The following is a 26,223-nucleotide window of genomic DNA, read 5'->3' on the forward strand; positions in this document are numbered from 1 at the left end:
TGGACCGAGAGTATCTACCCGCGCACGAAGTAGACGATCGAGATGGCGACGCCGACCGTGACGACGACCCAGCGGAGGGTGGAGGGCCTTACGCGCCCCGCGAGCTTTCCGCCGAGCGTTCCACCGAGGAGGGCGCCGGCGGCCATCACGACCGCCATGGGCCAGACGACCTGGCCCGAAAAGAGGAAGAAGACGGCCGCCGCCACGTTGACCGCGAACGCGACCGCCTGCTTCAGCGCGTTCAGGCGCGTGAGGGAGTCGTGCACGGTGAGGCCCAGCGACGACAGGACGATGACGCTCAGGCCCGCGCCGAAGTAGCCGCCGTAGACGGAGGCCAGCCCCACGGGGAGCCACGTCCACTTCTCGAGGCCCGCGTGGGAGTGGTCGTCGCCCATCCGGCGCAGCAGCCAGGCGCGGACCGGGTCCTGGATCGCGAGGAGGCCCGAGGCAAGGAGGATGAGCCACGGGACGAGGCTCCGGAAGAGCTTCTCGCCGGTGTGCAGGAGGAGGATCCCGCCCAGGACGCCGCCGACGATGCTGGCCGGGAGGATGAGCCAGAGCCGACGCTTCTGCCCTCGCAGGTCGTTCCTCTGGGCGATCGTCCCGCCGAGGTAGCCCGGGCAGAGCGCGACCGTGTTCGTCACGTTCGCGCCGACGGCCGGCACGCCCAGCGCGATCAGCATCGGGAAGGTGATCAACGTGCCGCCGCCCGCCAGGGCGTTGACGGCCCCGGCGCCGACGGCGGCCACCGCGGCGAGGGCGAGCTGCAGCGTCGTGAACATCGTGGATCCGCGAGGATAGGGAGCCTGGTGAGGACTGGCAAACGTCGTCGTCGTCGGCCTCGCCCTGAAATCCGGAGGGCCCCGGACGCCTGAGGGCGGCCGGGGCCGGGAAACGGGAGGGCGGGGAGGTTCAGGCGATCGGGGTCTGGGCGGGGGCGTTGACGAACTCGCGGGAGAAGGTGTCCCAGGAGGCGTCGTCGAGGCTGGCGGCCGAGCCCTTGCCGGGGAGTCCGCCGTCGGCCATGACGGGGACGTGGGCCATGGTGCGGGAGGGGACCATGAAGTCGGCGAGGCGGTGGAGCTCTTCGCGCAGGAAGTGGGTGGCGGCGGCGCCGATGCGCAGGGGGGCGATGGCGGCGTGGTGGTCGCGGGTCCAGATGGAGGCGACCCAGCCGGAGCCGTAGGGGTCGCGGACGACGGCGGAGGGGTCGCGCATGGCCTTGTCGTTGGCCGACATGACGGTGCCGGAGGCGGGGGAGGGGATGACGAGCTTGCGGCCCTTGACGGTGAGGGTGAAGAGGGGGCTGCCGCGCTCGATGGTGGTTCCCTGGGCGGGGACGTCGACCTTGTCGATCTGGCCGACGGCCTCGGCGAGGAAGTCGTCGATGCCGACGCGCAGGCGGCCGTCGGAGGTGATGCGCAGCCAGGTGTGGGCGGCGTCGAGGAAGACACCCTGGGGAGGCTGGGGCACCTTCATCGCCACGATCGGCTGGAGCGCTTCGACGCTGGCGGTCCGGCGCTGGCGCGCGAGGACGAAGCTGTCGACGGCGAGCGCGAGGACGATGGTGAGGATGACGAGCAGTGCGACCATGTTGTGCCTCCTGCGGGGTGCGTCCGATGTCTCTCGGCCCCGTTTCACCACGAGATATCGCAAGGTCGCTGCCAGTTGCTGTGCGATGCCGATAAAGCTACGAGGGTCAGTCGTTTACGTCTGTACGCCCTCCGTCCTGCAGCTTGGCCGGTGGTGAACTCCTCAACGCCCGGCATACGTGGGGAAACGCACCCAAGCTTCTCCTTCCCAGCAACTTGCGCGTAGAACGGGACCGGCTGCAGGGGGTGTCGGCGCTGCTGAGATTCGCAACGTCTCGCGGTTCCCGGCACGCTAAGCTCCGCCGGGCGAGCTCGCGGCAGGGCAAGACCGCGAGAGGAGAGCAGGATGGAAGACACGCTGGCGTTCGTCATGGCAGGTGGACAGGGGGAGCGTCTGAAGCCGCTCACCGACGTGCGGGCGAAACCGGCGGTTCCCTTCGGGGGCATCTTCCGGATCATCGACTTCACCCTGTCCAACTGCGTCAACTCGGGCCTCCGGCGGATCTTCGTCCTCACGCAGTACAAGTCGTATTCCCTCTCCAACCACCTCAAGACGGGCTGGAACATGTTCAGCTCGCGCCTCGACCAGTTCATCGACGAGGTGCCGGCCCAGCAGCAGCGCGGAAGCAGCTGGTACCAGGGAACGGCCGACGCCATCCGGCAGAACGCGAACTTCCTCGAGAACAAGCGCCCGCGGCTGGCGCTCATCCTCTCGGGCGATCACGTCTACAAGATGGACTACCGGCTCCTCAGGGCCCTCCACGACGAGAAGCACGCCGGTCTCACGGTCGCCTGCGTCCGGCTCCCGGCGGAAGAGGCTGCGGGGAACTTCGGCGTGATGGAGGTGGACGGGGAGGGGCGGATCGTCGGGTTCGAGGAGAAGCCGGCGGAGCCGAAGACGATACCCGGCACGTCCGACTGCCTCGCCTCTATGGGGATCTACCTCTTCGAGGCGGACTGCCTCCGGGAGGCCCTCGACAACGACACCCTCGATTTCGGCAAGGACGTCATTCCCATGCTCATCCGGCAGGGGACCCCGGTCTTCGCGTACGACTTCACGCGGCGCAACGCGATCCCCGAGTGGGAGTTCGTCAAGGCCGACGGCCTGCGCCGCAAGGAGCTCGTACCGAGGTCCAGCGACTCCGACTACTGGCGCGACGTCGGGACGCTCGAGCAGTACTGGCTCGCCAACCTCGACCTCGTTCAGCCGCACCCGAGGTTCAACGTCTACGGCGAGCACTTCCCTCTCTTCTCGGCTCCCGGGCATTTCCCGCCCGCGAAGTTCGTCCACGAGATGCCCGACCGGACGGGGGTGGCGGTCAACTCGATCGTCGCCGACGGCGTCATCGTGAGCGGTGCCACGGTGCGCGAATCGGTGCTCGGCAGCGGGGTGTACGTCCACAGCTGGGCGATGATCGAGAAATCGGTCCTCCTCGGCGGGTCCATCCGCGGCGGCATCCTCACCGAGACGAGCATTGGCCGGCACTGCCGGGTCCGCAACGCCATCATCGACAAGAACGTCCACCTCTCGGAGAACACGTCGATCGGCTACGACCGCGCCGCGGACGAAGGGCGCGGGCTGAAGACGGTTTCGATGACGGGGAGCAGCGACTACATCGTCGTCGTGCCGAAGGACTACTCCCTGTAGCGCTCTTTCGAAGCCATGTCTCGATCTGAACGACGGGCGCGCCTGTGAGCCTCAGGCCGGGAACCCGCCTCGGGCCGTACCTTGTTCTCGCCCCGCTCGGCGTCGGGGGAATGGGCGAGGTCTGGAGGGCGCGCGACACGCGGCTCGACCGCGAAGTCGCAGTGAAGGTCCTCTCTCCGGGCGTTGCGGACGTGCCCGACCGGATCTCCCGCTTCGCTCGCGAGGCCCGGGTCCTCGCGCAGCTCCGGCACCCTGCCATCGCCGCCCTCCATTCCTTCGAGGAAGTCGACGGACGCCCTCTCCTCGTGATGGAGCTGGCCGAGGGAGAGACGCTGGCGGAGAGGATCGCCGCCGGCCCGCTGCCGCTCGGAGAGGCTCTCTCCATCGCGCGCCAGATCGGCGAGGCGCTGGAGGAGGCCCACGAGAAGGGGATCGTCCACCGGGACCTCAAGCCCGCCAACGTGAAGGTCTCGACCGACGGGAAGGTCAAGCTGCTCGACTTCGGCCTCGCCAAGGCGTGGGCGCCGGAGCCTTCCTCATCGGGGAGCTCGGACGAGGCCGCCGGCCTCGAGACGATGACCACGGACCAGACGACGCCGGGGGCGGTCGTCGGCACGGTGTCGTACATGGCTCCGGAGCAGGCCAGGGGCCGTCCCGTGGACAAGAGGGCGGACATCTGGGCCTTCGGCGTCGTCCTGTTCGAGATGATCACGGGTCAGCGTCTCTTCGCGAGGGAGACGCCCTCGGACGTCGTCGTCGCCGTCCTGACGCACGAACCGGACTGGGCCCTGCTTCCCGCAGGGACTCCCGACGGGGTTCGACGCCTCCTTCGCCGCTGCCTCACGCGAGACACGCGGAATCGCCTGCACGACATCGCCGACGCCCGGCTCGAGCTCGGCGACTCCGAGTTCTCGGGGCAGGCCGCCGCTGCCCCCGCCCCGGCAGCGTCCGTCGAGGTGCGTTCCCCCCACGCGACGGGGCGGGCACGAGCCGGCCGGGCGGCCCTCGTCGCGGCGCTCGTGGTGGCGGCCGCGGCCGCATCGGCCTTTCTCGCGGCGCGTCGGGCGAGGACCGAGCCGCCGGTCTTCCGGAACCTGACCTGGTCGCACGGAGACGTTTTCTCGGCACGCCTGACCCCCGACGGGGAGAACGTCGTCTACAGCGCTGCCTTCGACGGACGGCCTCTCGCTCTCTACTCGGCGCGGCTGGACGCCATCGAGTCCCGCCCGCTCGACCTGCCCGCGGGCGACGTCGTCGGGATCTCGAGGAGCGCGGAGATGGCTCTCCTCACCGCGCCGCGAAACGTCGGGAGCTGGAAGCGGGTCGGCACGCTCACGCGAGCCTCGCTCTCGGGCGGATCGCCGAAGCCCGTCCTGGAGGACGTCTTCGCCGCCGACATCTCTCCGGACGGGAGCGCCTTCGCCGTCGTGAGGGCCGCCGCGCCCGGGCAGCAGCTGGAGTACCCGGTCGGCCGCGTCGTCCACAGGAGCCGGGGCTGGATCTCGCATCCGCGCATTTCCCCGGACGGGCAGCGGGTCGCCTTCATCGACCACGACGTCGACGGCGACGACCTCGGTTCGGTGTCGATCCTGGAACGCGACGGGCGCGTCGAACGGTTGTCGCCGCAGCTCGACTACTCGCAGGGCCTCGCCTGGTCCCCTTCGAGCGAAGAGGTCTGGGCCACGAGCTACCGCGTCGAGGAGGGAGCGCTCCTGCAGGCCTTTTCCCCCAGGCGCCCGACGAGGGTCCTCCTGCGGGTGCCCTCGACGGTCCGGATCCTCGACGCCGCTGGGGACGGCCGCGTCCTGATGACCTACGACGACACCCACGTCGAGCTGGAGGGGCGGCTCGCGGGCGACCCCGCGATGCGGCCGTACTCCTGGTGGCGGGCGAGCTTCGTCACCGGGATCGCCCACGACGGCGCTCTCTTCTCCGGAGACGGTGCGATGAGCCTGGAGAAGGGGGGGAGCGCGGCGTTCTACCGTCGCGCGGGCGGGTCCCCGCCGGTGCGGCTGGGCGCGGGCTTCTCCGCGGGCGTCTCGCCCGACGGACGCTGGGTCTTCCTCACCCCCACGAGCGGCCGCGGGAGCCGGTTGCAGGCGGTGCCGACCGGTCCTGGCGAGCCTCGCGAATTCGAGCTCGGTCCGGTGGAGGCGCTGGTCTCGGGAACGCGCGTCCTGTCGTACTCCGTCGACGGAAAGCTCCTCGGGTTCACCGGCACCGCAGGGGGCTCGGACCTGCGCGGCTTCGTTCTCGACCTGCAGGTGGGAGGGGTACCGCGCGCCGTGACGCCGGAAGGGGTCGACGAGGTTCTCCTCTCGCCCGACGGGGCGTCGATGGCAGGCGTCGCACGCGGCAAGGGGGTCATGCTCTTTCCGATCGGTCCCCAAAACGCCACGCCCCTCGCCGGCACCACGAAGCACGACCTTCCCGTGGCCTGGGAGAGCACCTCGAAGGCGCTCTTCGTCTGGGACAGGGGGATCCCGCTCCGGGTCTTCCGCGTCGACCTCGCGACCGGAGAGCGGACTCTCGCGCTCGAGGTCTCGCCCCGGGACCCGACCGGGGTCCTCTACGGGCACGTTCGCTTCACGCCCGATCTCGCGTACTTCCTCTTTCGTTTCCGCCGCCACACGAGCTACCTGGCCGTGGTCACGGGAGTGAAGTAGGAGGCGGCGCCTCGTCGCCCGGTCTATGCTGACGAGGAGACGGAAGGGAGAGCCGATGCGCAAGCAGGTCATCGCTCAGGAATCGCGGGGAGAGCGTGGCGAGGAAGGGACGTTTCTCGACCTGGAGACTCTCGCCCGGGTGGAGATCACGTCGGAAGACCCGGGTCACCCCTTCGAGTCCGCCCTCGTCGCCGGCCGCGGTGACGGGTGGCGCGCGGCGGAACCGGGGCCGCAGAAGATCCGGATCGTCTTCGACGAGCCGCAGCGGATCCGCAGGGTCCGTCTCGTCTTCGAGGAGGCGCACGCCGAGAGGACCCAGGAGTTCGCGCTCTCGTGGCTTCCCTCGGGGGCGAAGTCCGGCTCACTCCTGGTGCGGCAGCAGTACACGTTCAGCCCGGGTGGCGCGACCCGCGAGCTCGAGGACTACGAGCTCGAGCTGAACGCGGTCGCGGTGCTCGAGCTGGAGATCGTCCCCGACATCAGCCGGGGCCCGGCGCACGCCTCGCTGGCGTCTCTCCAGGTCGCCTGACGGTTCCGTCGGACCGCGCCTAGGCCGAGGCGTCGATCAGGAGCTTCAGCTCGTCTTCGGCGAGGTGCAGGGAGACGGCTGGAAGAAGCTCTGCGAGCTGCCGGGGCGTTCGGGCGCTGGCGATCGGCGCGACGACGGCGGGGCGCGTGAGGAGCCAGGAGAGAGAGACGGCCGCGACGGTCGTCTCCCTGCGTGACGCGATCGCGTCCAGCGCCGCGAGGACGCGAAGGCCCCTGTCGTCGAGGTACTTCGCCGCTCCGGCGGCGCGGGCGCTGTCGACCTTCACTCCAGGGCGGTACTTGCCGGCGAGGAAGCCGCTGGCGAGCGCGTAGTAGGGAAAGCACGCGAGGCCTTCCCGGGAGCAGAGGGGTGCGAGGGCGCTCTCGTACTCGGCCCGGTGGACGAGGTTGTAGTGCGGCTGGAGGGCCACGAAACGGGCGAAGCCCTCCCGCAGCGAGACCGCGAGAGCCTCGGAGAGCCGCGCCTCGGTGAAGTTCGAGGCGGCGACGTGGAGGACCTTTCCCTCGCGCACGAGCGCGTCGAAGGCGCCGAGGGTCTCCTCGAGAGGAGTCGCCGGGTCGTCGGCGTGGGCGTAGTAGAGGTCGATGCGGTCGGTCCCGAGGCGCCGGAGCGAGTTCTCGGCGGCCGTCCGGATCGTCTTCGCCGAGAGATCGTCCAGGCCCGGGAGCTTTCCCACCTTCGTCGCGACGACCATCCGGTCGCGGTTGCGCCGCCCGGTCATCCAGCGGCCGAGGATGGCCTCCGACTCGCCCCCCGCGTTTCCCGGCACCCAGGAGGAGTACATGTCGGCCGTGTCGACGAAGTTGCCGCCGGCGGCCGCGTAGGCGTCGAGCACCGCGATGGACTGCGGCTCGTCGATCGTCCAGCCGAAGACGTTTCCGCCGAGGCAGAGCGGGAAGACGTCGAGGTCCGTGGTGCCGATCCGATTCATGAGTCAGGCTAGCATGGGCGGATACTCCGACTGAGCTGCCCAGCCGGCTCGACCAGGAGACCCGATGGATTCTTCGACCCGCCGCCCGTCGATTCCCGTCCTGCTCTGTACCCTCGCCCTCGCGGGGGCCCCCGCGACCGCCGCGGACGAACCGAAGGCGGCCGAGGATGCTGGCTTCACGGGCCGGTGGGCGCTCACGCAGGCGAAGGACAACGTGAACCTGAGATCGAAGTCTTCGGGCTGGAGCGTGACGCCGGGCAGCGAGCTGGGCGCGGGCGGCGTGGGCGGAATGAGCGGCGGAGGCGGCTTCGACCTCCCGCTCGAGGTGATGACGGATGCGCGCCTGCTCGTCGTCGTCGACGACGGCAAGACGCTGCGCGTCACCTATCCGACCGGACGGAAGAGGGACTTCGTGACCGATGGCCAGAAGCGCTACCTCGACGACGGCGACGGCCCGGCCGACGTCACGTCGCGCCGGTACGGGTCGACGGTCACCGTCGCGTCCGAGTGGTTCCGGGGCTACAAGCTCAGGGAAACGTGGGAGCTCTTCGCCAGCCCGCGCCGCCTCGTGGTGTCGGGGAGGGTGAAGGGGCGCGAGTCGCAGCAGTACGTCCGGACGTACGAGCCCGCTCCGCCCGAGCTGCCGTCCGCGTCCGCGGGGGCCGCGGGCGCGGGGTCTTCGGCGTCGACCGCCCCTGCCGAACCGACGCCGGACGCGGCGCCCGTCGCGGCGGGGGAGCCGACGCCCGCCCTGGTGGACCGCCTGGGCGAGTGCACGATCCTTGCTCCGCGGAACGCGACCTCCGCCGAGCTGAACCGCCTCGTTCGCGTCTCGCAGGACGAGGCGGGCAAGGTGGCGGTGGCGTCCGTCGCGCCATTGAAGGCCGGCGACGTGATCTCCTCCGACGTCGAGCCCTTCGAGGGTTGTCTCGTCTGGCCCTTCACGCTCCGGCTGGCCGGGAGGAAAGGCGTCCAGGAGGTCTTCGTGGACGCCGGCGACGGGAAGGTCGTCCGGTCGGAGTTCGTTCCGATGGGTCCCTCGGCGGGAGAGGCGCCCGCCCCCTGAGACGACCCGGGGTCAGTGCCCGGCGGGAACCTTCTCGCCGGCCTCGATCCTCACGGGAAGGACGTTCCTGGGCAGCGGGAGCGGGCAGGTCGCGTAGGGGGTGAAGGCGCAGGGAGGGTTCTCGGCGAGGTTGAAGTCGAGCAGAACCCGGGTTGCGCCGGGCGCCGGCGTCTCGGCGTAGAGGAAGCGGCCCGCACCGTAGGACTCGGTGCCGGCGGTCGCGTCGCTGAAGACGAAGAAGAGGGTCTTGTCGGCCGGCGACTCGACCGTCGGCTCCAGGGTGAGCTCGCGTCCGCCGATGGTGAATCGGACGACTCCGGGAGCGAGGGCCTTCTGGGGTGGTCCTTGCGCCGACGGCACCTCGACGTCTCGCGGCGCCTCGTAGGGCTCGAACCGGCCCTCGACGCGCAGCGCCGGATCGACGGGAAAGTAGTCGAGACCCGCGAAGGACGTTCGCCGGGGGCTTTCCGGGTCGCGGGCCCTCACGGCGAGCCGGCCGCCGCGTTCGATGACGGTCAGGCGGACGCGGCCGATGGTGACGACGTCCGGCTTTCCCTCGCGATCCGAGAGGAGCGCCGCGCCGGTCGGAGAAGCGCCGTTCACGGCGACGGGTGCTCCGGGCTCGACGCGCAGGTGCACCTTGCCGTCCGGGTCCAGGTCGAAAGAGGCCGCCCTTGCCGGCACGCCGGGGGCTTCGAGGGCGATCGGGGCCGCCGGGTCGGCGCCGACGGCGTTGGCTCCGGGGGCCAGCCAGTGGAGCGCGACGAGCGTGAGCCAGCCGGTCTCCGACGCCAGTCTCTTCTCGCGAAGGGCTCTCGCCGTTCCGATCTGGGCCGCGTAAGCGGGGTCGGCCGCCGGCGGACGCCTGCAGGCGAGGGTCGCGAGGACGATGAGGAGCGCGGGATGGGCTCGGCGCATGCACCCTTCTAGCACGGGTGCGGGGTCCGGGTTCAGGCCGCCGGTGGTCCGGCGACGGGGAGGCTGAACGCGAAGACGGCGCCGGGGTCCGTGTGCTCGAGCCGGATCCGTCCTCCCTGCGCCTCGACCGCCAGGCGGCAGAATGCGAGGCCGAGGCCGGTCCCGCGCCCGGGCCGGTTGCCGACGACGAACCTCTCGAAGATCCGCGGCCGGAGCGCTTCTTCGATCCCCGGTCCCGCGTCGCACACCAGCAGCTCGACCATCGTCCCGTCGACGCGAGAGCTCACGCGGACGGGCCCGGCTCCGGGTTCGCTGAACTTCACGGCGTTTCCGACGAGGTTCTCGAGGACGCGTGCGACGAGCCCCGGGTCCGCGAGGACGCGGGGAACGCTCTCGGGGATCTCGGAGATCAGCTCCAGCCCGCGCGCTTCCGCGGCCGGCATCGCCATGTGCAGCACGTCGTCGACGAGCGGGGCGAGCGGTACCTCCTCGCGCCGGACGGGAAGGGCCCCTTCCTCGAGGCGGGCCAGCTCGAGGATTCCCTCGACGAGCTTCAGCTGCCTGCGGGTGTTCCGCTCGGCCGCGTCGAGCAGCCTCCGGTTGCCGTCGTCCAGGCCGGGCGCCTCGCCCAGCAGCTCCAACGCGCCCATGACACCGGAGATCGGACCCCGCAGGTCGTGGACCATCATCCGCGTCAGCTCTTCGCGGGCCTGGGCGAGGCGGGCCTTGCCCAGGCCGAGGCTGATGGCTTCGGCCAGCGCCTCGGCCTGGTCGACGTCCGTGGTCCCGAAGGCGCGGGGCCGCGAGGTCTCGAAGGCCGCGACTCCGAGCGTCCGGCCGAGGTGCCGGAGCGGGACTGCCAGGCTGCTCCAGTGTCCGGTCTCGTCTGCGGTGCCAGGGGGGGCGTCGTCGTGCTGCGTCACTCCGCTCTCGAGCGCCCTGCCGAGAATCCCGTCGTCGATGCGCGGGCGCTGGTCGGGAAGGCCGTCCGTCTTTCCGTGGAGGCGGAAGTGCCCGTCCTCGCCCGGGATCGCGAGATAGACGCGTGACCAGGCCGGGTCCTTCGACAGGGCCTCCGCGGCGAGAGCGACGATCTCCTGCGCGTCGGTCCGCCGCGCCGAGACCTCGAGAACCTGGTTGAGGAGCGCCTGCCCTCGCGTCGCCCGCTGGCGCGCATCGGCGATCTGGGCGTTGCGAAGGGCGAGACCGATCTGGGCGGTCGTCGACTCGAGAAGGAGACGGTGCTCCTCGCCGAAGTGCCCTGGTTCGGGGTGCACGAGCGTGAGCACCCCGGCGAGAGCCGAGCCGCTCGAGATCGGGGCGGAGAGGGCCGAACGGGTCAGCTCTTCCTGTCCGGGTATCCTGTGCCAGCGGGGGTCAGCGTGCGTGTCGGCGACGATGCCGGCAGTCCGGTGGCGGACGACCCAGGCCGCCAGCCCCTTCTCGAGGATCGTCTCGGCCTCGCGTTGCCCGACGGCGACGTTCGTCGTCTCGTGCGTGAAGAGCCCCCGGACGAACCGCCGCTCCTCGTCGAGCATGAGGAGGCTGGCGCCCGCGGCCCCGGTGAGATCGGTGGCGACGCTGAGGACGCGCTCGAGGGTGGTGTCGAGGCTCGACTGGTCCCCGGCGGCGCGAGCCACGCTCAGCAGGTTCGCGAGGAGGTCGTTCTGCGACTGGACGACGGTGGTCAGCCGGCGGCTCGTGTTCGCCAGGAGCGTCGTCGTCCAGACGACCGCGCAGAGCGTGCAGAGAAGCGGCGGGACCGCCATCCAGGGGCTCGCGTCGAGCATCTCCCCGCCCACGAGCCCCGTACCGATGGCCACCGCCCGGGCCCAGAAGAGCAGGGCGCAGGCCCCGAGGGCGATCGCGGTGACCGTCTCGAGGGTCCGGAGTCCGGTGCGGGGGCGCCGATGCCAGCTCGTCCAGCCAGCGGACCCGAGGAGGCCGGCAACGAAGGCGCTCGAAAGGATGGTGCGCGCGTCGGCGTCGTACCGGACGAGGGTGTAGTAGCCGAACGCAGCCGTCGCGGCCAGCCCGGTCGCCACCGTGATCCGCCGTCCCGGGGGGCGGCCGAGGATGAGATTCGTCCCCTCGAGGACGAGAGCGGCGCCGACCACGATGAGGACGTTCGCCAGCCAGTACGAGAACACCGCCGGAATCTGTCCCTGCAGCGAGAAGAGGACGAGGCCGACGAGAAAGAGGGCGTAGCTCTTCGCGAAGCGGTCCGGACCGCTCAGCGATTTCAGTTCCCGCCAGGCGAGCGCGACGGAGATGACGAGACCGGCGAAGACGACGGCGCTGGCGACGAAGAGCGTCCGTGCGTCGATGACCGGCAGCATGTCAAGAGGGGATGATAAGTCGACGAGGGACGTTTGTCTTCCGCGGGAACAATGAGACGAGTCGGCGGGCTGCCTTGCTCAGGACAAGGCGGCCGCCGTGGCATCTCACAGAGCAGGAATTCGGGCGCCACTCAGTTGAGGCTGCCCCCGGGGCGAATCACCCTGTATTCTGGTCGGTGGACCCGGAAGAGGTTTCCGGGACGCGGTACGCGATGCGAAAGGGCCTCGGGGCGGGTCCGAGAACCCGGGAGCGGGGCCGTGAGGAGGATGAATGGATTTCTCGATCAAGGTCGACCCTTCGACGTGGCAGCGCTACATCTCGGTCCCGCGGAAGGGCGAGTACGTGCTGACGGACTCCTTCCTGAACAAGGGGACGGCCTTCACGGCGCGTGAGCGGGACGAGCTCGACATCCTCGGGCTCCTGCCCCCCGCGATCTTCACGATCGAGCAGCAGCTGAAACGGACCTACGAGTCGTTCAGCGCCAAGCAGACGCCGCTCGAGAAGTACATCTACCTCGCCAGCCTCCACGACCGCAACGAGGTCCTCTACTACCGTCTCCTCGACGAGTACCTCTACGAGATGCTCCCGGTCGTCTACACGCCGGTCGTCGGCGAGGCGTGCCAGAAGTTCTCGCACATCTTCCGGCGCGGGCGCGGCCTCTACATCGGCATCGACCAGCAGAACAACATCGAGAAGATCCTCCGCAACTACCACGCGACCGAGCCGTCGGTCATCGTCGTGACGGACGGCGAGCGGATCCTCGGCCTGGGAGACCAGGGCGCGGGCGGGATGGGAATCCCGATCGGGAAGCTCTGCCTCTACACGGCCTGCGCGGGCATCTCGCCCTACTCGACGCTCCCGATCACCCTCGACGTCGGGACGAACAACGAGGAGCGGCTCGCCGACCCGCTCTACGTCGGCCTGCGCCAGCCACGGGTCCGCGGCGCGGAGTACCAGGAGTTCATCGACAAGTTCGTCGCGGCGGTGAAGAAGGTCTTCCCGAACGTCCTCCTGCAGTGGGAGGACTTCCTCAAGGACAACGCGATCTTCCAGCTCGAGCGCTTCCGCGACGAGCTGCTCACCTTCAACGACGACATCCAGGGGACGGCGTCCGTCGTCGTCGCCGGCATCTTCGGGGCCCTGCGCCTCACCGGCGGGAAGATGAGCGACCACCGGCTCGTCTTCGCCGGCGCCGGCGCCTCGGCGCACGGCATCGCCGAGCTCTTCGTCTCGGCGCTCGTCGAGGAGGGGATGCCGGTCGGCGAGGCCCGCAGGCGCATCTGGACCTGCGACACGAAGGGGCTCGCCGTCTCCGACCGGGCCGGGCTCGAAGGCTTCAAGAAGGAGTTCGCCAGAGACCGCGCCGAGCTGGCCGGCTGGAAGGTGGCCGACGCCGGGCGGATCTCGCTCGAGGAGACGATCGAGAACGCGAAGCCGACGATCCTCATCGGCGTCTCGGCCACGCCGGGGACGTTCAGCGAGGCCATCGTGAAGAGGATGGCGGAGATGAACGAGCGGCCGCTCGTCTTCCCGCTCTCGAACCCGACGTCCAAGAGCGAGTGCACCGCGGAAGAGGCCGTCCGCTGGTCGGACGGCCGGGCCATCGTGGCCACGGGGAGCCCGTTCGCGCCGGTCGTCCACGACGGCGTGACGCACCGGATCGGACAGTGCAACAACGCCTTCATCTTCCCCGGCGTGGGCCTCGGGGCGTGCGTCTCCAGGGCGCGCCGTATCACCGACGGGATGTTCCTCGACGCGGCCAGGGCCCTGGCGACCCACGTCACCGAGGCCGACATCGCAGAGTCGGCCGTCTATCCGCAGATCGCGACGATCCGCGAGTGCTCGCACTCGGTCGCGTGTGCCGTCATCAGGCGGGCGGTGAAGGAAGGGCACGCCGACCCGGACATCCTCGTCAACCTCGAGGAGACCGTGCGGCGGGCGATGTGGTATCCGGAGTACCTGCCGATCCGGTACGAGCCGGCCGGCGGGAAAACGCCGAGACTCTGACACCCGGCGACGGCGGTCGTTCTCCCGACGGGCCGCCCTCCCCGCAATCCGATCCGGACGGCCCGGCGCGTGAGCGCCGGGCCGTTTCCCATCGGGCCTTCTGACGCGAGCCACTCGGCGAGGACGCCGGACGGCGCCGCGCCCCCTTTCGGCCGGAGGCTCTTCCAGTAGAACTCGTGGCCCCAGGACTGCGCGGCGTTGTTGAAGACCGGCTGTGCTCCGGCGGGCGGATCGAGCCCGCTACGGCAGGAGGACCGTCGACCCCGTCGTCCTCCGCGCCTCGAGCGCCGTGTGCGCCGCGGCGGCCTCGCCGAGCGGGTACGTCGCGTCGATCCGCACCTTCACCGCACCGGTTCGGAGCACGGCGAACAGGTCGGCAGCGGTCGCGAGGAGGTCCTCCCTCCGCGCCGTGTAGGTCATCAGCGTCGGGCGCGTCAGGAAGAGGGAGCCCTTCTGGGCGAGGAGGAGAGGAGAGATCGGGGCCACGGGGCCCGAAGCGTTGCCGTAGGAGACCATGAGGCCGAGCGGCCCGAGGCAGTCGAGGGACCCTTCGAAGGTGTCCTTCCCGACGGCGTCGTAGACGACGCGAACGCCGGCGCCGCCGGTGATCTCCTTCACGCGGGCAGCGAAGCTCTCGCGTGACGTGACGACGACGTGGTCGCAGCCCGCGTCGCGCGCGAGCACCGCCTTGGCCTCGGTGGAGACGGTGCCGATCACGGTCGCCCCGAGGCTCTTCGCCCACTGCGCCGCGATGAGGCCGACGCCGCCCGCGGCCGAGTGGAGGAGGATCGTCTCGCCGGCCTCGACGCGGTGCGTCCGGCGGAGCAGGTAGCGCGCCGTCATCCCCTTGAGCATCGCGGCGGCCGCGACGCGGTCGTCGACGTCCTCGGGGAGCGGGACGAGCCGGTGCGCGGGGACGAGCCGCTCCTCGGCGTAGGCGCCCACCGGGCCCGCGTAGGCGACGCGGTCGCCTGGCTTCACTTCGGAGACTCCGGCACCGATCTCCTCGACGACCCCGGCCCCCTCGGAGCCGGGAATCGCCGGGAGCGGCAACGGGTAGAGGCCCGAGCGGTGATAGGTGTCGATGAAGTTCAGGCCGATCGCGGTGTGGCGGAGGCGGACCTCGCCGGGGCCGGGAGGGCCGACCTCGACCTCGTCCCAGCGAAGGACCTCGGGGCCGCCGGTCTGGTGGATGCGGATGGCGTGCGTCATCGGATTCCTCGCGGCGAGCGTACCGCGCAAGGCCTCGCCTCGTACGGCACGAGGCGAGGGGAAGCCCCCGGGGACGGATCATCCCCGGGGGCTGGGACGACACGGCCACGGTCAGTCGCAGGAGTGGCCGGGGGCCTTCGGGCCGTGCGCCGCCGGCGCCGCGTGCCCCGCGGGCCCGGCGTGGACCGCTTCGACGATCGCCTTCGTGGAGTGCATCAGGTCGACGTAGGCGGCGACGTACGCCCGTCCGTCGGCCGGCGAGGCGTCCGCCTTCGCCTTCGCCGCGAGCGCGACCGCGAACTTCTCCTTCACCTTCGCCTCGGCGTGCTCGCCGACGAGCCTTGCGAAGTCGTCGACGGAACCGGCGGCGAGGGCCGACTCGAGGTTCCCGATGAAGGCGGGCTCCTTCACGCCCCTCTTCAGGCCGGTGTAGGGGAACCCCTCGGTCTCGCGGTGGAGCCGCACGAGCGTCTCGAAGAAGGCCGTGTCGGCCAGCTGCTGTGCCTCGGGGCCGAGCTTGCGGACCGCGAGTGTCTTCTGGAACGCGTCGCGGACCGCAGGCTCCTGCGCCGCCGAGATCCACTTCAGGACGGGCGAGACGTCGGCCCTGCCGAGCGCGGCCTTCGCGTCGACGACGACGGGCCCTTCGACCGAGTCGCAGTGGGCCTCGGCCCGCGGCGCGGTGACGAGGAGTGCCGCAGCCAGCGCGGCACCGGTGATGATCTGGGAGCTTCTCCGTTTCATTTCGTTTCTCCTATGCGCTTTCCGGAAGCGCGTCGTCGGGTTCGTAGCCCGCGTCCTCGGCCTTCTCGTAGCTCCACCCGGTGAGGAGTCCGACGAAGAACCAGAGGAGGAAGCCGACGCCGCCGAGGAAGACCGTGTCGCCGACGATGCGGAGCCAGCGGAGCGCCTGGATCGCGGGAAGCTGGAGGAAGTCGGCGCTGCGGGCGTACCAGAGGCCGTGCTCGACGCTCGCCCAGGTCTGCGCGAGGCCGATCGGGAGGAGGCTCAGGACGACCATCAGCGCGAGGCCGACGTTCATCCCCCAGAACGCCCACTTCAGCTGCGTCTCCTTCCAGGGGCGGACGCCCGAGAGCTTGCGCGCGATGACGAGGATCAGGCCGAGGGAGAGGAGGCCGTAGACGCCGAAGAGGGCGGTGTGGGCGTGGACGGGCGTCGTGTTGAGGCCCTGCATGTAGTAGAGGGCGATCGGCGGGTTGATGAGGAAGCCGAAGACGCCCGCGCCGACGAGGTTCCAGAACGCGACGCCGACGAAGAAGGTGATCGGCCAGCGGTAGGCGGCCATCCAGGGAGCGGCGGACTGCAGGCGGCTCGTCCGGAACGCCTCGATGCCGATGAGCGTCAGCGGAACGACCTCGAGGGCGCTGAAGCTCGCTCCGACGGCGAGGATGGAGACCGGCGTGCCGCTGAAGTAGAGGTGGTGGAACGTGCCGGGGATGCCGGCGAACAGGAAGAGGGCCGACGAGGCGATGACGGCCGCGCCCGCGTGCTTCTTGTCGACGAGGCCGAGCTTGGCGAAGAGGAGGGCGATCGCCGCCGTGGCGAAGACCTCGAAGAAGCCCTCGACCCAGAGGTGGACGACCCACCAGCGCCAGTACTCCATGACGGAGAGGTGCGTCTTGGCGGTGAAGAAGAAGCCGGCGCCGTAGAGGAGGCCGATGGCGGTCGTGGCGCCCGTGAACATCAGGACGAGCGAGCGGGCGTCGTCGCGGCGGCGCGCGGCCGGGAGGATGGCCCGGAGCATCAGGACGAGCCACAGGACGAGGCCGACGAAGAGGGCGATCTGCCAGACGCGCCCGAGGTCGACGTACTCGTAGCCCTGGTGGCCGAGCCAGAAGCTCAGGTCGAGGGGGAGGACCTGATGGATCGCGAGGTACTCGCCCGTGAGCGACCCGGCGACGACGAGGAGGAGCGCGCCCCAGAGGACGTTCACGCCGAGGCGCTGGAACTTCGGCTCGTGCCCCCCGACGATCGGGGCGAGGAAGAGGCCCGCCGCGAGGAAGGCGGTCGCGATCCAGAAGACGCCCGTCTGGACGTGCCAGGTACGCGTCAGGGCGTAGGGGAGCCACTGTCCGATCGGAAGGCCGAACAGCGCCTGCCCCTCGACCGTGTAGTGCGCGGTGAGCGCGCCGAGGCCGACCTGGACGGCGAGGAGGGCGAGGACGGTGCCGACGTACTTGCCGCAGGCGCGCATCGAGGGGGTGAGCGCGAGGCCCGCGAAGGGGTCCGTGGCCGGCGGTGTCACCGGTGGCTCCGGCTTCTCGCGGAAGGCGCTCCACCAGACGACCGCTCCGACGCCCGCGAGGAGGAGGGCGATCGAGACGAGCGACCAGACGACGTTCGCCCCCGACGGGACGTTCTCGACGAGCGGCTCGTGCGGCCAGTTGTTCGTGTAGGTGATCGACTGCCCGGGCCGCTCGGTCGTGGCGGCCCAGCTCGTCCAGAAGAAGAAGGCCGTCAGCGCCTTTCTCCGGCTGGCGTCGGGGACGGTCGACTCCGACATCGCGTAGTCCTGCCGGAGCGTCTTCAGCCCGGGGGCGCCGCCGTAGAGGGCGTCGTAGTGGGCGGCGACGCGCTTCATCGCCTCGGCCCGCTCGGCCGTGATCGTGACGGTTCCCGTGGCGGCGTCGAACGTGTTCGCCCGCATCTCGCGGACGAGCCCCGCGCGAAGCGCGGCCTGGCGGTCGGGGGAGAGCGAGGCGAAGTCCTTCGCCCCTTCGTTCTCGGCCCGCACGTCGAGGAGCGCCGTCGCCTCGCGGTGCAGCTGGTCGGCCGTCCAGTCGGGAGCCTGGTAGGCGCCGTGGCCCCAGATCGAGCCGAGCTGCTGGCCGCCGGCGGACTGCCAGACCTGCTGGCCCGTGAGGATGTCGTCCTTCGTCATCAACGTGACGCCTTCGGTCGTGACGACGCTCTCGGGAATCGGCGGGGCCTGTCGGTAGACCTCGCGCCCGAAGAAGCCGAGGACGAGGAACGTGAAGAGGAGCGTGCCTCCGAGAAGCGCCCAGCGGCGGTTGTCGTTGCCCGGGGTGGTCGTGCTCATCGTTTCCTTTCGAATCACAGCTCCGCGCAGAGCGCGCGGCGGAAGAGGACGTTGTTCTCGAGGTGGACGTGCTCCATCACCTCGGCCTCGAGCTCGTCGAGGCGGAGGTAGAGGGCGCGCCAGGTCGTGCAGGCCTCGGCCGGAGGGACGAGGTCCGTCGTCAGTGCGCGGGTCTTCTGGAGGGCGAGGGCGACGTCCTCGTGCTCGCGCTCGAGGGCGAAGACCTGGGCCGAGGGCTGGCCGCCCCGGCCGGAGAGGATCATCGGGAAGAGCCCCTGCTCCTCCTTGTCGAGGTGGTCGAGGAGGGTCTGCGAGAGGGTGTCCACGTGCGCGGCGAGACCCCGCGGGACGCTCTCCTTTTCCGCGTGGACCCCTTCGACCTTGCGCGCCATCTGGAGGAGGAGCGGCAGCTCCGTCCGGAGGCGCGCGTGGTAGTAGTCCACGATCCGCCCGACGATCTCTGGAAGGGGCCGGTCGAACCAGCTCTCCGCGTCCGCCGCCGTCCTGGCTTCGGCAGCGACCTCGGAGAGGAGCGTGCCCGCGTCGAGGCCGCGCTCGGCGCAGGCTTCGGAGACGGGGCGGCGCCCGTGACAGCAGTAGTCGAGGCCGTGGCGGCGGAAGACGCGGGAAGCGGAGGGGTAGGCGACCGCGAGATCGGCGAGGGTCGATTCGGGCTGCAGCGGGGTGTTCATGACGGCCTCCGGCAACCCACTTCGCACGCGGCGTGCCGTCAGCGAACGTATGACAGGCCAATGAGTTGAAAACCTGTGTTATGAGGTTCGCAGCAGGGGGTGTCGTGGAATTCGCAACGACGTCATCGACATCGCAACGGACGGACGCCCTCGAGGTTCTCCTCGAGATCGGGCGAGACCTGACGGCTTCCCTCGGATCGCTCGACCGGTACGAGCGCCTGCTCGTCGCGGTGAGGCGGATCCTCCCGTTCGACGCGGCGTGCCTCCTGCGGCTCCAGGGGACGAGCTCGTGCCCCTGGCCGCTCACGGTCTCGTCCCGGCGGCCCTGGAGAGGCCGTATCCCCGGCACCGGCATCCCCGCCTCGACGCGATCCTGCGCGCTCCGGCGCCGATCCTCTTCCCCCACGACTCGGCGCTCCCGGACCCCTTCGACGGCCTCCTCACCGCCGACCCTCACGCGCTCGAGCGGATTCACGCCTGCCTCGGTTGCCCGCTCACGTCGGGCGGTGAGGTCGTCGGGGCGCTGACGGCGGACGCCCTCGACCCGCACGCCTTCGACGGCCTGGACGCCCGCCTCCTCGCCACGCTCGGCGCGCTCGCCGGCGCGGCGCTCCGGACCGCGACCCTGATCGAGGCGCTCGAGCGGCGGGCCGAACGCGGAACACGGGTCGCGCGCGAGCTGCAGCGGAGTGCCGACGAATCGAGCGGCGCCGCCATCCTCGGAACGAGCGCGGCCATCGGCACCCTGCTGTCGGAGATCTCGGTCGTCGCCGCCTCGGACCTTCCGGTCCTCGTCACGGGCGAGACGGGCGTCGGAAAGGAGCTCGTCGCCCGGCAGGTCCACGCCCTCTCGCGCCGCCACGAGGAGGCGCTCATCCACGTGAACTGCGCCGCGCTCCCCGAGTCGATCGCCGAGAGCGAGCTCTTCGGCCACGCGGCCGGGGCCTTCACGGGAGCCGTGCGCGACCGGGCGGGGAAGTTCGAGGTGGCCGACGGCGGCTCGCTCTTCCTCGACGAGATCGGCGAGCTCCCGCTCTCGCTGCAGCCGAAGCTCCTGCGCGCGCTCCAGCAGGGGGAGATCCAGCGGATCGGGTCCGACCGGCTCCACCGGGTCGACGTGAGGATCATCGCCGCGACGAACCGGGACCTCCTGGCGGAAGTGGAGCGGGGCCGCTTCCGGGCGGACCTCTACCACCGGCTCGCGGTCTATCCGATCCGCGTCCCGGCGCTGCGCGAGCGGCGGGAGGACATCCCTCTGCTGGCCACGCACTTCGCCGACTCGACCCGGCGCCGGCTCGGTCTCGGGCCTCTCAGGCTCGGCGAGGAGGTGCGGGCAAGGCTCGCCGCGGCCGACTGGCCGGGCAACGTGAGGGAGCTGGAGAACGTCGTCAGCCGGGCCGTCCTGAGGGCCGCGGCCGGCAAGCCCCCGGGCGCTCCGATCGTCGTCGGCCTCGAGCACGTCGACGTCGCTCCGGGCGCCGTGCGCGAGGAGGCCATCTCCGTCGCCGCGCTCCCCCCGGCCGGCGGACCTCTGCGGGAACGGGTGGAAGAGTTCGAGCGCGGGCTCATCCGCGAGGCGGTGGAGCGGCACGGGGGAAACCAGGCTGCCGCGGCGCGCGAGCTCGGGATGCACCGCGCGAACCTCCACCACCTGGCGCGACGGCTCGGGCTGAAGGGGTGACGTCTCAACGACGAGCGCCCGGGGCACCTCCGGCTGCGTCGGGAGCACCCCGCTAACGATCCGGTGCGCCGGAGGCGGTGATGCTGTGCTCGCCGCCGCGGCGGTGGATGGTGACCGCGTAGCGCTCACCGGTCTTCAGGACGGCGTCGCAGACCTGCGAGCGATCGTCCGGTACGACGCGGGACGGGCAGTCGACCGATGCCAGCTCCAGTGATCGGGACGCGAACGACTTCCGGATCAGCCACGGCGCGTCGAGAACCTGGCACTTGAAGTCGTTCAGCTCGAAATCGTCGGTGCGGCCGCTCTGCTCGACCCTGACCGGCGCATCGCGTCCGGAGGCGAGAACAGCGGTCCCGAGTACCGTATCTCCGACGTTCTCGAGCTTCTCGAGCGGGGCGGCGATGCGGGTCACGGGCTCGCCCAGGAGACCCGAGACCATGTTACGTAGCGCTGCCCCGAGAGCGATGGACTGCAGGGGTGTGCCGGGTACGGGGTAGATCCGGAACGCCGTGACCCTCGGTACTTCCCCTTCGAGCCCGACGCGGAACCGGGCGATGCCCGGCCCGCCTTCGGAGTCGAGAGCCCAGACGAGTTCCGTATGGCGGATCTGAGGGTCCGCCGACGCGCGGACGGTGACGGTTTCGACGGTCGCGAGCCGGAACTTCCCCAGGACGTTCCGGGCATTCTCGACCTGCTCCCGCAGCTCGGCGAAAGTCGTCTTGCCGCGGAGCGCCGGATGGAGCGCCTCGTACAGGCTCTTCCAGGAGGAACGGCCGTAGGCGTCGAGGAACGCGCGGCAAGGAGGCTCCAGCTGCGCACGCTGGTCGGCGTCGAGCCGGGAGGCGGGGAAGGAAACCTGGACGATGCTCGCCCCCGCTGGCTCGTCGACGGTGAACGTGTACCGGAGCGAAGCGCTCTTCTCGTCGACGGCGTCGCAGTCGAAGTGGTCGCCCGGCCGGGACGCTCGTCGAAGGTCGCACGAGAACGACGAGAAGCCGTAACCGTTCGCGTTCCGGTAGACGGGCCCACGACGGCGCGGGCCGTCGCGGAGAGGCCGGCGGACGAAGACGGTTCGGCCTGCACAGGCCCCGCGGCCGGGGCGCCGCCGGCGAGGAGGAACGAAACGACCAGGACCGACGGGGTCATCGGCATGGGGACCTCCTGCACCGGGGCGAGTCTGGGTGAACGGAGCCTACCGCACCGCCGAGGGCGATGCCTCGCCCGAGCCGGCCGCACGGGAGGCTGGCCGCGTCAGTGGCCCCAGGGGGCCGGTGGAGGCTCGACCGGCTTCGAGAGGTCGAACTCGACGCGGAAGAGGCGGCCTCCGGGTCGCGCCAGCTCGTAGACGAACCGGCGATCCGGCTCGATCTCCATGGCCCAGACATTCGTGACCGAGGCCTTCAGCCCCTCCCGCTCGAACGTCGTGATCGACGCGGCGTCGACGGGAAACTCCTGGCGCGCGGCGGTGCCCGGCGTCTCGGTCTCTCCGCCGTACATCGTCGTCGCGTCGGGGGTGCCGTCCTCGTGCCTGTGGTCGTGCTTCAGCCGCAGACCCGAGGGAGTGCGGGAGAGGATCCAGGTGCGCGAGTGGTCGTCGCCGACGTGGAACGGAATCCTCCACACTCCGGGGCGGCACTCGCGAACGTGCATGACGAGGCGCTTCCCTGAAAAGGTGTTGCCGGGTGAGGGAGGCTCGTCGACCACGACCCGCCCCTCGAAGGCCTTTCCGCAGAGTCCGGCGAGCCGGGAGAGGAACTCGTCGGCGGCCCGCGGCGAGGTCGGCGCCCCGCCCTGCTCCGCAACGGGCGGGGCGGCTGCAGCCGCGGAGGGCCGCGGGGCCTGCACGCAGCCCGCGAGCGTCGCGGCGATGCCGAGAGCCGCCAGGAGAGGAGGAACGGGCCGGCGGCCTGCGGGACCGCGCATCGGGAAGACTCCCTTCACGGAAGGAGGATACCGGGTCGTTTCGCCGGCCGACCCGGCGCCTGGCGCTCCCGCCGGGGGCAGGCGAACGACGTCGGGTCCCGGTATCCTCGGCGCCCGAGCCGATGGACCAGACCTTCCTCTCCGCCACGATCCTCCTCGTCCTCATCACGGACCCGCTCGGGAACATCCCGTTCTTCATCTCCGCCCTGAAGCACGTGCGGCCCGAGCGGAGACGGTTCGTCGTCGTGAGGGAGTGCCTCATCGCGTTCGCGGCGCTCCTCCTGTTCCTCGTCGCGGGCCGGCCCATCCTCCGCATCCTCCACCTGAGCGAGGACGCCCTCCGGGTGAGCGGAGGCGTCGTCCTCCTGATCATCGCGATCCGGATGATCTTCCCGGACCGCGGGGCGCGGCTCGGCGAGGACGACGGGGACGACCGCGAGCCGTTCATCGTTCCCGTCGCGATTCCTCTCATCGCCGGGCCGTCGGCCATGGCGACGGTCCTCCTGATGGCGACGCCGGACCCCGTGCAGATGCTCTCGCTGGCCGGCTCGCTGACGGTGACGATCGCGATCACGGCGGTGGTCTTCGTTTCGAGCACGCGGATACAGAAGGTGCTGGGTGACCAGGCCATCACGGCGCTCGAGAGGCTGATGGGGCTCGTCCTGACGGCGATCGCCGTCGAAATGCTCCTCGGCGGCGTCGCGAGCTACATCCGCCGCATCCCGGGCTGAGGCTTCGGGAGGCGCCGGGCCGGCCCGAAGGGGCCAGCCCGGCGGCAGCGGGTCAGACGACGACCGGCTTCTCCGCCACGATCCGCGCCAGGACCGTCGAGAGCATGTCGACGTGCTCGCGCTCCTCGGCCTCGAGCTCGCGGTAGAGCTTCCACTCGTGCGAGCCGGTCGGGAACTTCCGGCCGGCGTCGAGGAAGAAGGCGCGGGCGCGCTTCTCGAGGTGAACCGCGAGGCGCAGGAGCGAGGCGCCCGAATAGTCCTTGACGTCGGCTCCCGCGAAGACCGCGACCTGGGCCGGCGTGAGCATCTGCGTCAACGCTTCGCGGGGCGCCTCGACGTGGTAGCGGCGGGCCAGGATCTCCAGGTGCCCCTTCTCCATCTCGGACAGCTCGCCGAAGAGGTGCGCGAGGTCAGGGTCCTTCGCCTCGATCTCCTTCGCGCCGCGGGCGTAGAAGGCGATGCCACCCAGCTCGATCTCGAACGCCTGCCGGATCGCCTGCACGGCGGCTTCGGACTCCAGCGTGACGTCGTGTCCCAGCTCGAGGGTCCCTCCGCAGGCGGGGCAGAGGCCGTAGGGGAACGCGAACCCTTCCGAGACCTTCTGGCAGGAGGTGCAGGTCCAGGTGATCCGCTCTCCGGCGCAGCAGATGTGCTCCTCGTCGCCCGGCTCGAAGGGGCGACGGCACTTGCCGCAGGCGGCCTCCACGGGCACCGGGACGGGGGCGGTCCCGGGCGCGGCCTCGTCCTCGAGGACGACCGGCCACTCCCTCGTCGTCAGGTACTTCTCGATCGCTCTCGCGGCCCGCCGCCCGGCGCCGAGGGCGAGGATCACCGTCGCGCCGCCCGTGACGATGTCGCCGCCCGCGAAGACTCCCGGGAGGTTCGTCGCCTGGGTCTTCGGGTCGGCGTTGACGTACCCCTCGCCGCGGACGCCGAGGTCCGGCGCGGAGCGGGAGATGACGGGGTTGGCGCGCGTGCCGAGCGCGTAGATGACGGTGTCGCACTCGAACGTCTCGTGCTCGCCCGTCGGGACGGGACGGCGCCGGCCCGACTTGTCGGGCTCTCCGAGCTGCATCTTCTCGACGACGACGGCCTTCACGCCGCCCTTCTCGTCGACCTGGATCTCCGTCGGGCTCATCAGCCAGTTGAAGTGGATCCCCTCCTCCTTCGCGTGGCGGATCTCCTCGACGCGGGCCGGGGCCTCGGCCTCGGTCCGCCGGTAGATGCAGTGGACCTCCTCGGCCCCGAGGCGCCGCGCGACGCGCAGGCAGTCCATCGCGGTGTTCCCGGCGCCGAAGACGGCGACCTTCTTGCCCATGGCGATCGGCGTGTCCTCGAACGGGAACTTGTCTCCGTGCATCAGGTTGATGCGGGTGAGGAACTCGTTGGCGCTGTAGACCTGACCGGCCTGCTCGCCCGGGATGCCGAGGAACATCGGGAAGCCGGCGCCGGTGCCGATGAAGACGGCGTCGTAGCCCATCTCGCCGCGCAGCTGGGCGATCGTGAACGTCTTGCCGATGACCTTGTTCGTCTCGAACTTCACGCCGAGCTTCTCGAGGGCGTTCACCTCGCGGTCGATCGTCGTCCGCGGGAGTCGGAAAGAGGGGATTCCGTACTTGAGGACCCCGCCGACGACGTGGAGCGCTTCGTAGACGGTGACGTCGGCCCCCTTGCGCGCGAGGTCCCCCGCGCAGGCGAGGCCCGCGGGGCCGGAGCCGACGACGGCGACCTTCCCGAGCTGGCCGGCGTTCGCGGGCGGGTGGACGTCGGGGAGCGGGGCGTGGTCGCCGACGAAGCGCTCGAGCCGGCCGATGGCGACCGGCTCCATCTTCTTCTCGAGGATGCACTGGATCTCGCACTGCGATTCCTGCGGGCAGACGCGGCCGCAGACGGACGGGAAGAGGTTGCTCTCCTGGATGACCGAGAGGGCGCCCGGGAGGTCGCGGACGAGGAGATGCCGGATGAAGCGGGGGATGTCGATGGAGACGGGGCAGCCCGCGATGCAGGTGGGGCGGGCGCACTGGATGCACCGGTCGGCTTCGACGAGGGCGTCGGCCATCGTGTAGCCGAGGTTCACCTCCTCGAAGTTGCGCGAGCGCTCCAGGGCGTTGCGCTCCGGCATCTTCATCGCGTGCTCGGGCAGCTCCTTGAACTTCTTGTAGTTCCGCTTGTTCAGCTCGAAGAGCTGCTCCTCGATGGAGCAGACCTTCGAGAAGTCGTCCTTCGCCTTCGTCTCCTGGGGCCTGAAGCGCTCCTGGCGCAGCTGCAGCTCGGGGAAGTCGACGAGGTGGCCGTCGAAGTCGGGTCCGTCGACGCAGGCGAACTTCGTCTCGCCGCCGATGCTCACGCGGCAGGAGCCGCACATCCCGGTGCCGTCCACCATGATGGCGTTCAGCGAGACCATCGTCTTCACGCCGAAGGGGCGGGACGTCTCGCTCGAGGCCCGCATCATCGGGAGCGGGCCGATGGCGACGACGAGGTCGGGCTTGTCGTTCTCGAGGACTTCCTTGAGGGCTCCGGTCACGAAGCCAGGCTTGCCGTAGGAGCCGTCGTCGGTGCAGACGATCAGGTCGTCGCAGTACCGCTTGAAGCGGTCTTCCCAGAAAACCAGGTCCTTGTTGCGGAAGCCGATGATCCCGGTCGTCCGGTTACCGGCCTCCTTGAAGGCCCGGAGCTGCGGGTAGATCGGCGCCACGCCGAGGCCGCCGCCGACGAGGACGACGTGGCCCACCTTCCCGACGTGGCTCTCGAGGCCGAGGGGTCCGACGAAGTCGGAGAAGGAGTCGCCCTCCTTGAAGTCCCGCATCATCTCCTTCGTCGTCTTGCCGAGCGCCTGGATGACGATGGTGACGGTGCCCCATTCGGGGTCGTAGTCGGCTACGGTCAGAGGGATGCGCTCGCCCCCCTCGTTCAGGCGGACCATCACGAAGTGGCCCGGCCGCGCCGCCCTCGCGACGTCGGGAGCGTAGACGTCCCAGAGGAAGGTGACGTCGGAGAACTGCTCGCGCTTGACGATCTGGTACACGGGCCCCCCTGCAGCGGTCCGGCGGGACGGCCGAACCCGACCGCGGATGATGCAACAAATCGGGGAAAGTGTGCCTGCGCCCCCGACCCTCCCCCCGGACGAGCCGGGTCCCGGCATGCCGGGGAGCTCGGGCGAGGCCAGAGCGAGACCGGTGTCGGGGCGTATCCTGACGGGTGGCGA

19 protein-coding genes and 1 pseudogene are annotated in these 26,223 nt (G+C 70.6%); 8 read left to right on the top strand and 12 right to left on the bottom strand.

Going from position 1 to position 26,223, the window contains the following annotated elements; all coding sequences use genetic code 11:
- Window positions 1-14 precede the first annotated feature (14 nt).
- Together IPN03_05610 and IPN03_05615 are read right to left on the bottom strand one after the other, a co-directional pair.
- Window positions 15-782 (bottom strand): sulfite exporter TauE/SafE family protein, encoded by a 768-nt coding sequence (locus IPN03_05610; GenBank protein MBK9373202.1) that lies wholly within the window; start codon window positions 780-782, stop codon window positions 15-17.
- A gap of 130 nt (window positions 783-912) precedes the next feature.
- On the bottom strand, window positions 913-1,593 hold the full coding sequence (locus IPN03_05615) for a glycine cleavage system protein H (protein ID MBK9373203.1): 681 nt from the start codon (window positions 1,591-1,593) through the stop codon (window positions 913-915).
- Window positions 1,594-1,938: 345 nt separating this feature from the next.
- Between IPN03_05615 and glgC the strand changes: the two genes are divergently transcribed.
- Genes glgC through IPN03_05630 form a run of 3 tightly spaced genes read left to right on the top strand, consistent with a single transcriptional unit; the run spans window position 1,939 to window position 6,435 of the window.
- Entirely contained in the window at window positions 1,939-3,240 is a 1,302-nt protein-coding gene (glgC, locus tag IPN03_05620) for a glucose-1-phosphate adenylyltransferase (GenBank protein MBK9373204.1), read from the top strand.
- Between the two features lie 44 nt (window positions 3,241-3,284).
- Window positions 3,285-5,906 (top strand): protein kinase, encoded by a 2,622-nt coding sequence (locus IPN03_05625; protein MBK9373205.1) that lies wholly within the window; start codon window positions 3,285-3,287, stop codon window positions 5,904-5,906.
- A 55-nt stretch (window positions 5,907-5,961) separates the two neighbouring features.
- Window positions 5,962-6,435: a hypothetical protein gene (locus IPN03_05630; GenBank protein MBK9373206.1), complete on the top strand. Its 474-nt coding sequence runs from the start codon at window positions 5,962-5,964 to the stop codon at window positions 6,433-6,435.
- 19 nt (window positions 6,436-6,454) lie between these two features.
- Here IPN03_05630 and IPN03_05635 read toward each other — a convergent pair whose 3' ends face one another.
- Complete coding sequence (locus tag IPN03_05635; protein MBK9373207.1) at window positions 6,455-7,387, bottom strand: aldo/keto reductase; 933 nt, start codon at window positions 7,385-7,387, stop codon at window positions 6,455-6,457.
- A gap of 64 nt (window positions 7,388-7,451) precedes the next feature.
- Between IPN03_05635 and IPN03_05640 the strand changes: the two genes are divergently transcribed.
- Complete coding sequence (locus IPN03_05640) at window positions 7,452-8,453, top strand: PepSY domain-containing protein (protein ID MBK9373208.1); 1,002 nt, start codon at window positions 7,452-7,454, stop codon at window positions 8,451-8,453.
- A 12-nt stretch (window positions 8,454-8,465) separates the two neighbouring features.
- Here the strand turns inward: IPN03_05640 and IPN03_05645 are convergent, their stop codons facing one another.
- Both IPN03_05645 and IPN03_05650 read right to left on the bottom strand, forming a co-directional pair.
- Entirely contained in the window at window positions 8,466-9,371 is a 906-nt protein-coding gene (locus IPN03_05645) for a DUF1684 domain-containing protein (protein MBK9373209.1), read from the bottom strand.
- A 32-nt stretch (window positions 9,372-9,403) separates the two neighbouring features.
- Window positions 9,404-11,710: a GAF domain-containing sensor histidine kinase gene (locus IPN03_05650; protein ID MBK9373210.1), complete on the bottom strand. Its 2,307-nt coding sequence runs from the start codon at window positions 11,708-11,710 to the stop codon at window positions 9,404-9,406.
- A gap of 271 nt (window positions 11,711-11,981) precedes the next feature.
- On the opposite strand from IPN03_05650, the gene IPN03_05655 reads away from it, so the two are divergent.
- The gene (locus tag IPN03_05655; protein MBK9373211.1) at window positions 11,982-13,718 is read left to right on the top strand and encodes an NAD-dependent malic enzyme; all 1,737 of its coding nucleotides are present in this window, start codon (window positions 11,982-11,984) and stop codon (window positions 13,716-13,718) included.
- A 240-nt stretch (window positions 13,719-13,958) separates the two neighbouring features.
- On the opposite strand, the gene IPN03_05660 is transcribed toward IPN03_05655, so the two are convergent.
- The 4 genes from IPN03_05660 to ric all read right to left on the bottom strand — a co-directional run bounded on the left by IPN03_05660 (window position 13,959) and on the right by ric (window position 18,683).
- On the bottom strand, window positions 13,959-14,930 hold the full coding sequence (locus IPN03_05660; protein MBK9373212.1) for a quinone oxidoreductase: 972 nt from the start codon (window positions 14,928-14,930) through the stop codon (window positions 13,959-13,961).
- Window positions 14,931-15,041: 111 nt separating this feature from the next.
- Complete coding sequence (locus IPN03_05665; protein MBK9373213.1) at window positions 15,042-15,674, bottom strand: hypothetical protein; 633 nt, start codon at window positions 15,672-15,674, stop codon at window positions 15,042-15,044.
- Between the two features lie 10 nt (window positions 15,675-15,684).
- Window positions 15,685-17,991: a nitric-oxide reductase large subunit gene (locus IPN03_05670; protein ID MBK9373214.1), complete on the bottom strand. Its 2,307-nt coding sequence runs from the start codon at window positions 17,989-17,991 to the stop codon at window positions 15,685-15,687.
- A gap of 14 nt (window positions 17,992-18,005) precedes the next feature.
- The gene (ric, locus tag IPN03_05675; protein MBK9373215.1) at window positions 18,006-18,683 is read right to left on the bottom strand and encodes an iron-sulfur cluster repair di-iron protein; all 678 of its coding nucleotides are present in this window, start codon (window positions 18,681-18,683) and stop codon (window positions 18,006-18,008) included.
- A gap of 80 nt (window positions 18,684-18,763) precedes the next feature.
- On the opposite strand from ric, the pseudogene norR reads away from it, so the two are divergent.
- Window positions 18,764-20,364: pseudogene (gene norR / locus IPN03_05680) on the top strand (nitric oxide reductase transcriptional regulator NorR).
- Between the two features lie 52 nt (window positions 20,365-20,416).
- Here norR and IPN03_05685 read toward each other — a convergent pair.
- Complete coding sequence (locus IPN03_05685) at window positions 20,417-20,803, bottom strand: hypothetical protein (protein MBK9373216.1); 387 nt, start codon at window positions 20,801-20,803, stop codon at window positions 20,417-20,419.
- 424 nt (window positions 20,804-21,227) lie between these two features.
- On the opposite strand from IPN03_05685, the gene IPN03_05690 reads away from it, so the two are divergent.
- Window positions 21,228-21,365 (top strand): hypothetical protein, encoded by a 138-nt coding sequence (locus IPN03_05690; GenBank protein ID MBK9373217.1) that lies wholly within the window; start codon window positions 21,228-21,230, stop codon window positions 21,363-21,365.
- A 250-nt stretch (window positions 21,366-21,615) separates the two neighbouring features.
- Here the strand turns inward: IPN03_05690 and IPN03_05695 are convergent, their stop codons facing one another.
- A complete protein-coding gene (locus IPN03_05695; protein MBK9373218.1) occupies window positions 21,616-22,287 on the bottom strand; it encodes a hypothetical protein in 672 nt (223 codons plus the stop codon).
- A gap of 122 nt (window positions 22,288-22,409) precedes the next feature.
- Here IPN03_05695 and IPN03_05700 point away from each other — a divergent pair, with 122 nt between their 5' ends.
- Window positions 22,410-23,018, top strand: coding sequence for an NAAT family transporter (locus tag IPN03_05700; GenBank protein ID MBK9373219.1), 609 nt, complete (start codon window positions 22,410-22,412; stop codon window positions 23,016-23,018).
- A 52-nt stretch (window positions 23,019-23,070) separates the two neighbouring features.
- Here IPN03_05700 and gltA read toward each other — a convergent pair whose 3' ends face one another.
- Complete coding sequence (gene gltA, locus IPN03_05705) at window positions 23,071-26,043, bottom strand: NADPH-dependent glutamate synthase (GenBank protein ID MBK9373220.1); 2,973 nt, start codon at window positions 26,041-26,043, stop codon at window positions 23,071-23,073.
- Between the last annotated feature and the right edge of the window lie 180 nt (window positions 26,044-26,223).

Source organism: Holophagales bacterium (assembly GCA_016719485.1).
Taxonomy (GTDB): domain Bacteria; phylum Acidobacteriota; class Thermoanaerobaculia; order UBA5066; family UBA5066; genus UBA5066.

Bases quoted from the DNA above. Each gene is read 5' to 3' on its own strand.
- IPN03_05610 (MBK9373202.1), bottom strand. From the start codon at position 782: ATGTTCACGACGCTGCAGCTCGCCCTCGCCGCGGTGGCCGCCGTCGGC.
- IPN03_05615 (MBK9373203.1), bottom strand. From the start codon at position 1,593: ATGGTCGCACTGCTCGTCATCCTCACCATCGTCCTCGCGCTCGCCGTC.
- glgC (MBK9373204.1), top strand. From the start codon at position 1,939: ATGGAAGACACGCTGGCGTTCGTCATGGCAGGTGGACAGGGGGAGCGT.
- IPN03_05630 (MBK9373206.1), top strand. From the start codon at position 5,962: ATGCGCAAGCAGGTCATCGCTCAGGAATCGCGGGGAGAGCGTGGCGAG.
- IPN03_05635 (MBK9373207.1), bottom strand. From the start codon at position 7,387: ATGAATCGGATCGGCACCACGGACCTCGACGTCTTCCCGCTCTGCCTC.
- IPN03_05640 (MBK9373208.1), top strand. From the start codon at position 7,452: ATGGATTCTTCGACCCGCCGCCCGTCGATTCCCGTCCTGCTCTGTACC.
- IPN03_05645 (MBK9373209.1), bottom strand. From the start codon at position 9,371: ATGCGCCGAGCCCATCCCGCGCTCCTCATCGTCCTCGCGACCCTCGCC.
- IPN03_05650 (MBK9373210.1), bottom strand. From the start codon at position 11,710: ATGCTGCCGGTCATCGACGCACGGACGCTCTTCGTCGCCAGCGCCGTC.
- IPN03_05655 (MBK9373211.1), top strand. From the start codon at position 11,982: ATGGATTTCTCGATCAAGGTCGACCCTTCGACGTGGCAGCGCTACATC.
- IPN03_05660 (MBK9373212.1), bottom strand. From the start codon at position 14,930: ATGACGCACGCCATCCGCATCCACCAGACCGGCGGCCCCGAGGTCCTT.
- IPN03_05665 (MBK9373213.1), bottom strand. From the start codon at position 15,674: ATGAAACGGAGAAGCTCCCAGATCATCACCGGTGCCGCGCTGGCTGCG.
- IPN03_05670 (MBK9373214.1), bottom strand. From the start codon at position 17,991: ATGAGCACGACCACCCCGGGCAACGACAACCGCCGCTGGGCGCTTCTC.
- ric (MBK9373215.1), bottom strand. From the start codon at position 18,683: ATGAACACCCCGCTGCAGCCCGAATCGACCCTCGCCGATCTCGCGGTC.
- IPN03_05685 (MBK9373216.1), bottom strand. From the start codon at position 20,803: ATGGTCTCGGGTCTCCTGGGCGAGCCCGTGACCCGCATCGCCGCCCCG.
- IPN03_05690 (MBK9373217.1), top strand. From the start codon at position 21,228: ATGCTCGCCCCCGCTGGCTCGTCGACGGTGAACGTGTACCGGAGCGAA.
- IPN03_05695 (MBK9373218.1), bottom strand. From the start codon at position 22,287: ATGCGCGGTCCCGCAGGCCGCCGGCCCGTTCCTCCTCTCCTGGCGGCT.
- IPN03_05700 (MBK9373219.1), top strand. From the start codon at position 22,410: ATGGACCAGACCTTCCTCTCCGCCACGATCCTCCTCGTCCTCATCACG.